The sequence below is a fragment of the Shewanella electrica genome (assembly GCF_022321485.1).
In the GTDB taxonomy this organism is placed as follows: Bacteria; Pseudomonadota; Gammaproteobacteria; order Enterobacterales; family Shewanellaceae; genus Shewanella; species Shewanella electrica.
In genome coordinates this window covers 74,733-88,246 of record NZ_JAKOGG010000010.1, presented here as the reverse complement: position 1 = coordinate 88,246, position 13,514 = coordinate 74,733, and the positions used below count along the sequence as shown (strand labels likewise).

At 51.1% G+C, this 13,514-nt stretch carries 9 protein-coding genes; 5 read left to right on the top strand and 4 right to left on the bottom strand.

What is annotated here, in order from left to right; translation table 11 throughout:
- Positions 1 to 131: 131 nt before the first annotated feature.
- Both L9G74_RS14025 and L9G74_RS14020 read left to right on the top strand, forming a co-directional pair.
- Entirely contained in the window at positions 132 to 794 is a 663-nt protein-coding gene (locus L9G74_RS14025; RefSeq protein WP_238897040.1) for a class I SAM-dependent methyltransferase, read from the top strand.
- Positions 791 to 1,405 carry a hypothetical protein gene (locus L9G74_RS14020; RefSeq protein WP_238897039.1) on the top strand — a complete coding sequence of 205 codons (615 nt, stop codon included), beginning with the start codon at positions 791 to 793 and terminating at the stop codon, positions 1,403 to 1,405. The genes L9G74_RS14025 and L9G74_RS14020 overlap by 4 nt, the downstream gene beginning before the upstream one ends.
- Positions 1,406 to 1,412: 7 nt before the next feature.
- On the opposite strand, the gene L9G74_RS14015 is transcribed toward L9G74_RS14020, so the two are convergent.
- Entirely contained in the window at positions 1,413 to 2,204 is a 792-nt protein-coding gene (locus L9G74_RS14015) for an SDR family oxidoreductase (protein WP_238897038.1), read from the bottom strand.
- 676 nt (positions 2,205 to 2,880) lie between these two features.
- Here L9G74_RS14015 and L9G74_RS14010 point away from each other — a divergent pair.
- Positions 2,881 to 6,858, top strand: coding sequence for an ExeM/NucH family extracellular endonuclease (locus L9G74_RS14010; protein ID WP_238897037.1), 3,978 nt, complete (start codon positions 2,881 to 2,883; stop codon positions 6,856 to 6,858).
- A 66-nt stretch (positions 6,859 to 6,924) separates the two neighbouring features.
- Here the strand turns inward: L9G74_RS14010 and oadA are convergent, their stop codons facing one another.
- Positions 6,925 to 8,736, bottom strand: coding sequence for a sodium-extruding oxaloacetate decarboxylase subunit alpha (gene oadA / locus L9G74_RS14005; protein WP_238897036.1), 1,812 nt, complete (start codon positions 8,734 to 8,736; stop codon positions 6,925 to 6,927).
- A gap of 45 nt (positions 8,737 to 8,781) precedes the next feature.
- Positions 8,782 to 10,197 carry an acetyl-CoA carboxylase biotin carboxylase subunit gene (locus tag L9G74_RS14000; protein ID WP_238897035.1) on the bottom strand — a complete coding sequence of 472 codons (1,416 nt, stop codon included), beginning with the start codon at positions 10,195 to 10,197 and terminating at the stop codon, positions 8,782 to 8,784.
- Positions 10,198 to 10,328: 131 nt separating this feature from the next.
- On the opposite strand from L9G74_RS14000, the gene L9G74_RS13995 reads away from it, so the two are divergent.
- Positions 10,329 to 11,276 (top strand): LysR family transcriptional regulator, encoded by a 948-nt coding sequence (locus L9G74_RS13995; RefSeq protein WP_326521517.1) that lies wholly within the window; start codon positions 10,329 to 10,331, stop codon positions 11,274 to 11,276.
- A gap of 22 nt (positions 11,277 to 11,298) precedes the next feature.
- Here the strand turns inward: L9G74_RS13995 and L9G74_RS13990 are convergent, their stop codons facing one another.
- On the bottom strand, positions 11,299 to 11,781 hold the full coding sequence (locus L9G74_RS13990; protein WP_238897034.1) for a GNAT family N-acetyltransferase: 483 nt from the start codon (positions 11,779 to 11,781) through the stop codon (positions 11,299 to 11,301).
- Positions 11,782 to 12,109: 328 nt separating this feature from the next.
- Between L9G74_RS13990 and L9G74_RS22330 the strand changes: the two genes are divergently transcribed.
- Positions 12,110 to 13,513 (top strand): family 43 glycosylhydrolase, encoded by a 1,404-nt coding sequence (locus tag L9G74_RS22330; RefSeq protein ID WP_275297438.1) that lies wholly within the window; start codon positions 12,110 to 12,112, stop codon positions 13,511 to 13,513.
- The last annotated feature ends 1 nt before the right edge of the window (position 13,514 follow it).

Genomic DNA, 13,514 nt, shown 5'->3' with positions numbered 1-13,514 from the left:
AAAATGCATTGGTTTATGCGCCAGTTGAGGCATCATAAGCAGCTACCTTAATAATAAAAATCGTGTTGTTGAGCAAAACTGTTGCGACTCAGAGTTTAGTGAATGCACCTCGTTAATTAACAGGACACACTATGAGCACAGCAAAAAACTTAGCGCAGCAGTTGCGCTGTCCAAACGGCGAACAAGCCATCGCTGTTGGTTCGGGTATGAATCAAGCTAACGGCCTGCTTAACCAACGTTGCATTGAGCGCTTACAACTGAGCGATACCGATGCCGTACTGGAAATTGGCCCCGGCAATGGTGCATTTGCGGCGCAGATATGTGCCGCGGCTAATAATATTCATTACACCGGCGTGGATTGGTCGGCCGAGATGGTGACCGCCGCCGAGCAGTTAAATCATGATCTCATTCGCAACGGCTACGCCCAGTTTCTTCGCGCCGATGCCGCAGAGCTGCCTTACGCCAAGAATAGTTTTACCAAGTTACTGGCCGTGCACGTGATCTATTTCTGGCAGCCATTAGCCCGTTATCTCGCAGAGCTACAACGCGTCTTAACACCGCGAGCATTGTGCTGTTTCGCCTTTGGCGATCGCAGTTTTATGCAACAACTGCCGTTTACGGCTTATGACTTTACCCTCTATGATGCGCAGCACGTGCAACACCTATTGCACCAGCACGGATTTACCGTTGAACAACACTGGCAACATGAAGAAACCGGGCTAAGTAACACTGGGGAAATGGTGCAAAAAACTTTACATATCTTGATATGTCGTAATCGAAAGGATGCCTTATGACTGACAGCGCAATTGCTGGCAAATACCTGATTGAAAACTTTAGCTGTAGCTCCTACCTCACCGGGTTTGCGCACGGCTATGTCAGTGATGATCAGCAACTACTGATTTACCCAACCGCAAACGCTAGGTTGCAGCAAAATCACCAGCAACTGGTGCTTGGTGAACTACAACTGGCGCAGCAACGATTCGAGCTGTGCTATCTGGCGTGGCAAGATGGTGCGATTTACGCCGTGAGCGAACAGTTACAGCAGCCGCAGGCAATCGCGGCCGATATTCACCAGTTGATAGCACAGTTCGGTACGCCCTCTGCCACACGGCCATTGCAGCGGTTAGTGCAGCTTTATCAATTGTGGGACGATGAGGTGATGCGGGCGGATGAAGAGGACTGTTGGCAGCAACAAGCAGAAATCATGGCACAGATCATTCAATTACTGGGCGCCACCGCACCGGCGCCGACCGCAGCGTTGCGCTCATCAGTGATCGAATTTTTGGTGCAAAACTGCGGCTGTAGTGAAGACCTTGAGCTATTGGAACAACACACACCAAGCGATTTAAGCGAGGCCGAATTGCAGCATATTTGCCAGCATTCGGCGCTTAATCGCTGGTTGTAAGCGGCGGCTACCACACGGTTTTCATCTTGCCGCCATCCACCGCTAACGTGGTGCCGGTGATGTAACTGGCGGCGTTAGATAGCAAAAATACCGCAGCGTTGGCAAACTCTTGCGGCTGACCATAACGCCCCATCGGCAGTTGTGCTTCTTGCTGCTGACGTACCTCGTTGGTGGAAATGGCTAACGCTTCGGCACGTTTTTGATTGAGCGTGGTTAACCGATCGGTATCGATCAGCCCAGGTAGCAGATTGTTGAAACGAATATTTTGCGCCGCATAGGCTTGCGACAAACTTTTCACTAGTGCGGTCACGCCTGAGCGCATCACGTTGGACAGCAACAAAATATCAATCGGTTCTTTTACCGATGATGAAGTGATGGTTAATACCGAGCCAGAACCCGCTGCCAACATCGATGGCAACGCCGCACGAATTAACCGCACCGCACTCATTAACGTCAGTTCAAATGCAGCTTGCCAATCTGCATCGGTAAAATCGATAAAGTCACCACTTGGCGGGCCACCAGCATTCACCACTAAACCGGAGACATTACCAAAGTCGCTCACCGTAGCACTCACCCATTGCTCAATGCTGGCGCCATTGGCGGCATCAAACTGATAGCCCTGCACTCTAGCGCCAGTTTCGGCGGCAATTTTGGCCGCCGCAGCGGTGATGGCCTGATGATCACGGCTTGCCATTGAGACATTGGCCCCTTCACGCGCGCACTGCAATGCGATGGCGTAACCCATGCCTTTGCTCGCCGCGGCCACCATAACGGTTTTACCTTTGAGTTGTAGATCCATGCTGATGTATTCCTCTGATAACCAAGATCACACAGTAGCACTTTGTCGTAAGTGCCGTGAATATCGCCGACCTAGCGACTGTTTATTGTGTAAAACGCTATTTTCCGATAATCAAATTGTATTAAATAGCCGCAAAAACAGATATTAACCCAATATAAAAACAGTTAATTAAAGTATCAAACTAACACCTATAAAATCAGTCAACTAAACAAAAACAAACTAATAAAAGCTGCTAATCCACCACAAATAAAATTATTGATTATCAATCAGTTAAAAATAACACCTTAAAAAACAAGCTGCGTTTTTTATCCACATTTTCCTCTCCATTACCAAAGTAAAGTTTTCTCTGACAACGCACCGCAAATTCTTGTCATCAATTAGTCGCGAATATTGATTAGAATGCGCCTCGCTAAATGGCTATCGATAATAAAAATTCACAGGTAAGCCACGTTGTTCGTTTGCATCATGGTGAGTGGATGCACCAGCCTTGAGATAACTACATAAAAACACCTAAAAACAAACAACCCATTAACAAATGGCAGATATTTAGCAGTTGTGACTTTTATGTAACCAATTTGTATTGGTTATTCATTAGAATGCACGCGGGAATATGGCGACATATTCCCTGACACAAAACATGACGCCATGGATATGGCTAGTTAACACTGAGGGTAGAATGAAAATTAATCTGGCACTACAGCTATCGGCTGTGCTTGTTTCTGCTTCCGCCTTCTCCGCAGATATGGTCATCACAGGTGTGGTAGATGGCCCATTATCGGGAGGCGTTCCTAAAGCAGTTGAAGTATATGTCGTGAACGATATCAGCGATGCGAGTCGCTGCGGCATCGGATATGCCTTTAACGGCGGCAATTCTCAAGGACAACGTGGCGCCTTTGCCGCAGCACCAGTCTCCGCTGGTTCCTTTTTATATGTGGCGACTGAAACTGCGGGATTTAACGCCTTTTTTGGCTTTAATCCCGATTTAGTGATCAGTTCAGGCACCATCAACGGTGACGACCGGGTGGAACTGTACTGTGATGGCACTATGGTGGATAGCTTTGGTGAACAAGGCGTCGATGGCACGGGTCAACCATGGGAATATCTCGATGGTTGGGCACACCGCAACGCGGCCACCACTGCCGATGGCGCTAACTTCAATCTAAGCCATTGGAGTTTCAGCGGCATTAACGCGCTCGATAATCAAGCAACTAACAGCAGCGCTACCACGCCATATCCGTTACAAAGCTTCGTCTACGGCGAAGAGAGCGATGGCGGCTCAGACGATGACACTGGTTCAGGTGACAACGGTGGCGGCTCTGGCAACAACGGCGGCGGCACCGGTGGCAACGGCGATACTGGTGGTGATACTGGCGGCAACGGCGATACTGGTGGTGATACTGGCGGCAACGGCGGCGATACTGGCGGTGGTTCAGGCAGCGGCGCACCTTGTTTTAACTGTAACGCAATCGATCCGGTGGCCGACCCGGCCAACTTCAACGATGCCAGTTACTATAGCGCAGCACTGACGGCGGCCAGCAACGGTAGCGACGCAGCCACCCTGAAAGCGGCCATCAACAGCGCGATTAGTCATGGTCAGCGGGTACTCAGCTACAGCCAAGTGTGGACCGCACTAACACACACCGATGAAGACCCAGAAAACGCCAACAATGTGATTTTGTTGTATAGCGGTCGCTCGATGTCGAAGCAGCTCAACGGTTCTGGCTCGCAAAGTAGCAATCCAGACAACTGGAACCGCGAGCACGTGTGGGCCAAAAGCCATGGTTTCAGCGATCAAAGCAACGAAGCTTACACCGACATCAACCACTTGCGCCCTGCGGATATCTCCATCAACGCTTCGCGCGGCAATTTAGACTTTGATAATAGCGACAACCCACTGGCCGAAGACCCAAAAAACCGCATCGATAACGACTCGTTTGAGCCTCGCGATGCCGTGAAAGGCGATGTGGCCCGTATGCTGATGTATATGGACACTCGCTACGAAGGTAATGGTGATATCACGCCAGATCTGGAACTGGTAAATCGTCTCACCAGTACCAGCGAACCAAGATTAGGCCGTTTGTGTCGTCTGCTCGAATGGGCCAAGGCCGATCCGGTTGACAGTTTTGAGATCAAACGTAACAACGCGATCTACAAATACCAAGGCAACCGTAACCCATACATCGACCATCCAGAATGGATCAGCCAAGTCTATGGCGACATCCAATGTGATGACAGCGGTGACACTGGTGCGACCCCAGGCGATGGCGATAATGGCAACACCGATCCTGTAACACCACCGGAGCAACCTGTAGTGCTCGGTCAGTGTAGCGATCCAGCCACCTTGATCAGTGCCGTACAAGGCAGTGGTTTTGCCTCACCGTTGGTTGGTCAAACTGTGGTGGTTGAAGGTGTCGTCACCGCAGTTAATGCCAGTGCAAATGCATTCTTCCTGCAAGAAGAGGCCGAGCACAGCGACAATAATCCAGCCACGTCAGAAGCGGTGTATATCTACAACCGCAACCAACCTATGCCAGCGGTAGGTAGCGTGGTGCGGTTGCTAGGTAGCGTGTCTGAATACTACGAAAAAACCGAAATCACCTTGAGTGGTGAATACCGTACTTGTGGTAGCGGCAGCGTGACCCCACTGGCCATCAAACTGCCATTTAGTTCTGCAGCCGCAATGGAGCAGATTGAAGGCATGTTGGTCAGCGTTGATGGCGATCTGCTGGTGACTGACAACAGTTCACTCGGTCAATACGGTGAAGTCACCTTGTCGAGCAAACGCCTGTTTACGCCAACCAACGTGTATCGTCCGGGCTCAGCGGAGGCCACAGCACTGGCGCAAGCTAACGCGTTAGATCAACTGGTGTTGGACGATGGCAACAGCCAAACCTATCCAAGCAGCCAACGTTATCCAAATGGGGCGTTCTCAGCCAGCAACAGCCTGCGTACTGGCGATAAAGTCAGTAGCTTAGTTGGGGTGATTGACTACAGCTTTGATGCGTATCGCTTGATCCCAACACAAGAACCGCAGTTTGTGGCGAGCAACCCACGTCCAGCGCAACCCGGCTTAGCCTTAGGCGATGTAACGGTTGCCAGCATGAACGTGCTTAACCTGTTTAACGGTGATGGCAACGGTGCCGGTTTCCCCACCTCACGCGGTGCCAACACGGCGGCAGAATATGAGCGCCAAGTAGCAAAAACCGTGGCGGCTATCGTGGCCAGCAACGCCGATGTCATCGGCTTGATGGAGCTTGAGAACGACGGCTTTGGTGACAACAGCGCCATTGCGGATTTGGTCAAACGCGTCAACACCGCATTGGGTGACAACAGCTATGCCTTTATCAACGCTGGTGGCACTGTCGGTACCGACGCCATTACCGTGGGCATGTTGTATCGTCCGGCCAAACTGACCACCGTGGGCAGCGTACAACTCAACATGGATAGCGTGTTTAACCGTCCACCAATGGCACAAACCTTCCAGTTGGCTGGCCGCAACGAGCAGTTCACTGTGGTGGTTAACCACTTCAAGTCGAAACGCTGTAGCAACGCCTCGGGCGCAGATGCCGACCAAAACGATGGTCAAAGCTGCTTTAACGCCACCCGCGTTAAACAAGCCCAAACCTTACTGCAGTGGTTTGCCGCAGATACCAACTTGAGCCAACAGGCTAACAAGGTGATCATTGGTGACCTGAACAGTTACGCCAAAGAAGATCCAGTAACTACCTTGATTAACGGTGGCTTTGTTGACCTGATTAATCAGTTCCACGGTGCTGAAGGTTACTCATATCAGTATGACGGTTTGCTGGGTTACATGGACCACATGTTGGTATCGCCAGCATTGGCGCAAACCGCAGTCGATGCCGCCGATTGGCACATCAACGCCGATGAGCCAACCATTCTGGATTACACCGTTGCCAACAAATCTGAACAGCAACAGCTGGATTATTACGCCGCCGATGCTTACCGCATGTCGGATCACGATCCCGTGTTAGCGTCACTGAAGCTGATCAATCAACTGGCGCCAGCGAGCTGTGTGCATGAAATCACTAACCGTTGGCAAAACGGCTTCCAAGGACTGGTACGCATCACTAACCAATCGGATAACACTATCAAAGGTTGGCAAGTGCAATGGGGTTACAGCAACGGCGATAGCATCAACAGCGCGTGGAATGGTCAACTGAGTGGTAACGGCCCATACACCGCCAGCAACCTGAGCTGGAACCAAGATATTGCGCCGGGGCAATCTGTCGAAGTGGGCTTTACTGGTCAAGGATATGGTGACGATACCAGCGTGACGGGCGATATCTGTCAAACCGCGCCAGTGACACCACCAAGCGACGGTAACGCCGATACACCCACAGCACAATGCCAATATCAGTTGACTAACAGCTGGCCGGGCGGCTTCCAAGGTGCAGTGACCATCACCAACACCGGCAACAGCGACATTCGCGGTTGGCAAGTGGCATGGTCATTTAGCGATAACAGCAGCGTCAGCAGTAACTGGAGTGCCTTGCTGAGCGGCCAAAGTCCCTATACCGCCACTAACCTCGAGTGGAACCGAGTGATCAAACCGGGACAAAGCGTCCAGTTTGGTTTCATCGGCCAAGGTAGCGGCCAAGCGGGTGAGGTGACTGGCGCTATTTGCCACTAATCCATCCTCAACAAAAACGCCCACAAGCAATTGTGGGCGTTTTTATTTGGGCGTAACAATGTGGGCTTAAACGATCTCCACCAGCACATCTCCCGGGGTGATGCGGTCGCCTTTGGTCACATGCACCGCCGCCACTTTACCAGCGATAGGTGCCGCCACTTCCGATTCCATCTTCATTGCCTCGGTCACCAGCAGGGATTGACCGGCAGTCACGCTATCCCCCACGCTCACTAATACATCCACTACGTTGCCCGGCATTGATGTGGTTACATCGCCCGGTGCCGATGCTTGACGACGCAAGCCTTTTTGTCCTTCGTTGACGTACAGATTCAGCGGTTCATACACCACCTCTTCTGGCAGGCCATCAATCGACATGTAGAAATGGCGCTTGCCAGTGCCTTTGATACCAATACCGGTAATATCGATGTGATAGCTTTCACCGTGCACGTCGATAATAAATTCCGTCGGAGCACCGTCTTGTTTTGCCACTGGTGCAGTCGTTTGCTGCGCCGCCGCTGGCAGCAATGGCTCAGGCGTCAACGTGCCTTCGGCGCGATCACTCAGGAACTGGCGCCCCACTTCAGGGAACATGGCAAAGGTCAGTACATCTTCTTCACTCTCGGCCAAATCCGCCACTTGCGCCCGTAATGCGTCTAACTCTGGTGGTAGCAGATCCGCTGGGCGCACGTCGATGATCTCTTCTTTGCCGATGGCACGCTGTTGCAGCTCAACATTCATCTGGTTTGGCGCTTTACCGTAACGGCCTTGCAGATAGAGTTTCACTTCGTTGGTGATGGTTTTATAACGCTCACCCGCCAGCACGTTAAACACCGCTTGAGTGCCCACAATCTGCGAGGTTGGCGTTACCAATGGCGGATAACCTAAGTCTTGTCTTACCCGTGGGATCTCGGCAAATACTTCGTCAATGCGGTCTAACGCGCCCTGCTCTTTCAACTGGTTAGCCAAATTAGACATCATGCCGCCCGGCACTTGATTGACTTGCACGCGCGTATCTACGCCGGTGTAGCTGCTTTCAAACTGATGATACTTTTTACGGATCTCAACAAAGTATTGATCGATCTCTTGCAGCGCGGCTAAGTCTAACCCGGTGTCATATTCGGTGCCGCGCAGTGCCGCCACCATCGATTCCGTACCCGGATGGCTAGTGCCCCACGCCATGCTGTTAATGGCGGTATCAATATTATCGGCGCCGTTTTCAATCGCTTTCAGTTGGCACATTGCCGCCACGCCAGCGGTGTCATGGGAGTGCACAAAAATCGGCAAATCCACATTATCTTTCAACGCCTTGACCAGCTCACCGGTGGCAAATGGTGTCAGCAAACCGGCCATGTCTTTCAGGGCGATAGAATCCACACCGAGCGCGGCCATCTCTTGCGCTTGCGCAACAAATTTACTCACGGTATGCACTGGGCTGGTGGTGTAGCAGATGGTGCCTTGGGCATGTTTACCGGCGTCTTTTACCGCCGCGATCGCGGTTTGCAGGTTACGCACGTCGTTCATGGCATCAAACACGCGGAATACATCCATGCCGTTCGCGGCAGCGCGGGCCACAAATGCACGTACCACATCATCGCTATAATGGCGGTACCCCAGCAGGTTTTGGCCGCGCAGTAGCATCTGCAAGCGGGTATTGGGCAATGCAGCACGCAATTGGCGTAAGCGTTGCCATGGGTCTTCTTTCAAAAAACGTAAACAAGCATCAAAGGTCGCGCCGCCCCACACTTCTAGCGACCAAAAGCCAATCTTGTCCAGTTTGCCGCAGATCGGCAGCATATCTTCAGTGCGCATCCGCGTCGCCAACAGTGACTGATGGGCATCACGCAAAACGGTTTCGGTTACATTGATTTTTTTCGTCATTTTTCTATCTCTCCACTGGCTGCTCACCACCAGCTCTGATTCTTTTTATAAACCTGCGTAAGCCGCAATCGCGGTAGCAATGGCAATCGCCAACTGCTCTGGCGCGCGTTTTTCCGAGTAATCCAACAGCTCTGGATGATTTTCCACAAAGCTGGTGTTGAACTCGCCGGTACGAAACTCCGCGTTTTTCAAAATTTGTTGATAGTAAGTCGCGGTGGTTTTCACCCCTTGTAAACGCATGTCATCCAACGCGCGCAAACTGCGGTCCAGTGCGTCTTCCCAATTCAGTGACCACACCACTAATTTGAGGCACATAGAGTCGTAATACGGCGGAATGACATAGCCGGTATAAATCGCGGTGTCGGTGCGCACACCAGGGCCACCGGGGGCGTAATAACGGGTAATACGTCCAAATGAAGGGAAAAAGTTGTTTTTAGGATCTTCGGCGTTGATGCGAAATTGCAGCGCAAAACCGTGAAAACGAATATCTTCCTGTTTCACAGACAACGGCATACCGGAGGCAATGCGGATCTGCTCCCGCACGATGTCGATACCAGTGATCTGCTCGGTGATGGTGTGCTCTACCTGTACGCGGGTGTTCATCTCCATAAAGTAGATTTCATCGCCCGACAGCAAAAACTCTACCGTGCCAGCATTTTCATAGTTCACCGCTTTGGCGGCGCGCACCGCCATTTGGCCGATATAGGCACGTTGTTCGGGTGTGATCTGCGGGCTTGGCGCAATCTCAATCAACTTTTGGTTACGGCGCTGAATCGAGCAATCACGCTCAAACAGATGCACCGTATTGCCGTGGCTATCGGCCAAAATCTGCGCTTCGATATGTTTTGGATTCACGATGCATTTTTCCAAAAACACTTCGGCGGAGCCAAAGGCTTTGGTGGCTTCGGAGATCACTCGCGGATAAAACTGTTTCAGTTCGTCGACATTGTTACAGCGACGAATCCCACGACCACCGCCGCCAGAGGTCGCTTTCAACATCACGGGATAACCGATGCGCTCGGCTTGCTCCAACGCTTCGTCCAAATCACGCAAGTTACCTTCGGTGCCCGGCGTTACTGGTACACCCGCTGCGATCATGGTGCGGCGCGCCTCGGTTTTATCACCCATGCGACGAATAATGTCGGCATTTGGGCCAATAAACTTCACCCCACGTTCGGCGCACAACTCGGCCAGTTCTGGATTTTCAGATAAAAAGCCGTAGCCCGGATGCAACGCATCACAGCCAACTTCCACCGCTAAACTGACTAAGCGTTGTGGGCTAAGGTAGCCCGCTAACGGATCGTCTCCCAAGCTGTAGGCTTCATCGGCACGTTTTACGTGCAATGCATGCCGGTCGGCGTCTGAGTATACCGCGACAGATCGAATCCCCATTTCGGCGCAGGCGCGAATAATTCGCACTGCAATTTCACCGCGGTTAGCGATTAGAATTTTCTTGATCACAAATCGTAACTCCGTTGTTACATAATTTTTAAGATCCCTAAGCTTTTTTAAGCTACTGCTATTTCAAAAATAATTAAAATTAATAATAATTTTATCCAGCATAAGTAATTAGTTATAGATAGGTAGAGTTTGTGCAAAAATCGTACATGCGTATCACCCTGCGGCAGTTGCAGGTGTTCCAAACAGTGTGTGAGCAACGCTCTTATAGCCGCGCCGCAGAGCTACTGGCGTTAACCCAACCCGCGGTGAGCCAGCAGATCCGCCAGTTAGAAGAGTTATTGGAGCAACCGCTGTTTGAATATGTCGGCAAAAAGTTATACCTGACCCACGCTGCCGAATATCTGCGCAGTACGGCTAAGGATGTGTTTCAACGGTTTGATGTGTTGGACATGCAGCTGTCGGAGCTGAGCGGCACGCTCAAGGGCGAGCTGCGCATTGCGGCTGAATCGAGCGCGAAATATGTGTTGCCGCATATCATTGCTGAGTTTCAACGGCTGCACCCCAATATCACGCCGATTTTGAACGTGTTTAACCGCGCCCAACTGTTGCGGCGGCTCAACGATAGCCGTGACGATTTAGTGATCATGACCGATGTGCCCAGTGAGATGGCGCTGGAGTTTATGCCGTTTTTGAGCAATCCGATTGTGGCCGTGGTCAACAGTGATCATCCACTGCTGCAAATCACGCCGCTCACTTTGCAACATTTAGCGGATTACACCTTGCTACAACGGGAGATTGGTTCTGGCACCCGGCGCGCGAGCGAGCTGTTCTGCCAGCAAAAACATCTGCAATTTAACAGTTTTGTCGAGTTCAACTCGTCAGAAGCCCAGCGCGAAGGCGTTAGCGCTGGACTGGGCATCGCCTTTCTGCCGCGCTATTGCGCCTTTCGCGAACTACAAGCTGGCTCGCTCAGAGAGTTACAGCTGAAAGAGTTGCCGATTGTGCGCAGTTGGTGTTTAGTGCATCCACAGCAACGGCACTTGTCGCCCGCCGCACAGGCATTTGAAGACTTTATTGTGCAGCAGCGCCAGTTGATTAGCCGCATAGCAGCCAAGTTTGCCGTGATTGCAGCATCCTAAACACGATGGCGCACAGGCACGATTAGCATTTTTGAAAGGCCAATCTTGGCGAACCATCGCGCACGTAAATCACGCCGCAATATTGAAAGCCCAGTTTGCTCAGCACGCGACGCATCGGTACGTTATCGGCATGGGTATCGATGCGCATATTTCCAGCAATGTCATAACACCAATTAATGCAATGACTCGCTACGCCACGTTTCCCCGTGCGTACCGCCACGCGATGCAACACCCCGTAAGGCCGGTCGTTCAGCCAAGCACCATCTTCGATGATACGGTAGGTGGGTTCTTCCTCAATGGCGAAGTAAAACGTGCCAATAATCTGCTGCTCTTCCACACACACGTAACAATGCCCAGAGGCAATATCTTGCTCAATCAGTGCCGCTGGCGGGTAGTTATTGCCCCATTGTTTGGCATTGCCATTGGCGGCCATAAAGGCACGCGCTTGGTGATAGATCGAGACAACTTCATCTAAATCAGACAGTTTCGCTTTAGTGATTTTCAATTATTGCTCCGGTTCGCTGCGACTGACATCAGAGTAACCACGCCTTATGCCTAAGTCTATCTATTGCTTTATGCCACTCACATAAAATCAGCCTGTTGGGATGCAGATCTGAATGACAGCTTCTACATCAGTTTGCTGATTGACAGCTAACCACACCGATAAAAACGGTAAAATAACATATTTTTCATATGGTTATTTTAATTGGCACGGTTCACTCATTTCTACCAAAGTCTAAGATGTAACGCCATTGTTAATATAATACTTTTAATGGGTTCACGGCCGCTATGGGGAGTGTGTCGGAACAGCAAACTCTCACAAGGAGATAACCATGAGAGCTTTTTATACCTTAGCGCTAGGCAGTGTACTACTCACCGGTGCTGCACAGGCCGATGTTGCCAATGGCGTTTACACCATTCAATCGAAATTCAGCGGCAAGTTGGTGGAAGTTGCCAATGCCGACAGCAGTAATGGTGCCAATGTCAGCCAGTGGCCGAGTAACGGCCATAACACGCAACGCTGGCTGATCACTAAACGCGATGATGGCTACTATTCCGTCCTTAACATCAACAGCGCGAAAGCGTTAGAGGTGTACAACAACAGCAGTAGTGACGGTGCCAACGTCGATCAGTGGCAATATTGGGGCGGTAACACGCAAAAGTGGAACATCAGCGATCAAGGCAACGGCTACTTTTTACTGATTAACAAAAACAGTGGTAAAGCGCTCGATTTACTGGGCTGGGATGACAGTAACGGCGCGAATATCGGCCAATGGTCTGTTAATCAGTTAGATTCACAGCAATGGCAACTGAATCTCATCCAACGCTCTGGCAGCAAACCGGTGGACACATCCAGCACCAACGGCGCCACCAACTTTTGGCCGCTGAGTGGCAACTTAGGGACGCACGACCCAACCATCGCTTACGAAAATGGTTCATGGTGGGAGCTGCAAACTGGCGTTGGCATTTACGGCAAAGTCAGCCATGACGGCTTAGTGTGGCAACCGCTGCCATCTATCTTTCCCAATCCGCTCAGTTGGTGGAAAAACTATGTGCCCAACCATGCCAACAACGATGTATGGGCGCCCGATATTAAACACTACAACGGCAAAGTGTGGCTGTACTACGCCATCTCTACCTTTGGCTCTCGTGTCTCTGCCATCGGTTTGGCGGTAGCAGACAGCTTAGCGGCGGGGAATTGGCAAGATCGTGGGTTAGTGATTAATACCACCGCTGCCAACAACTACAACGCCATCGATCCCGATCTGGTGATCGATAAAGATGGCGATCCTTGGCTAACGTTTGGTTCGTGGAATTCAGGCATCAAAGTGGTGCGGTTAAACCCCATCACCATGAAACCAATCGGCGAGCTTAGCAGCATTGCCAGCCGTTCAGGCGGTATTGAAGCACCGACCATTATCTATCGTCGCGGTTATTACTACCTGTTTGTATCGGTAGGTAAATGCTGTGATGGCGTCAACAGTACCTATCAAATCCGTTATGGCCGGGCCACAGATGTGACTGGGCCGTACTTAGATAAAAATGGTACCGACATGATGAATGGCGGCGGTTCACTGTTTGATGGCGGTAACAATCAATGGGTTGGCCCAGGCGGGCAAGATATTGCCAATACCGATGTCATCATTCGTCATGCCTACGACGCCAATGATGGCGGTAATCCTAAAATGCTGATCAGTACCTTAAACTGGGATAGCAACGGCTGGCCTAAATATTAGG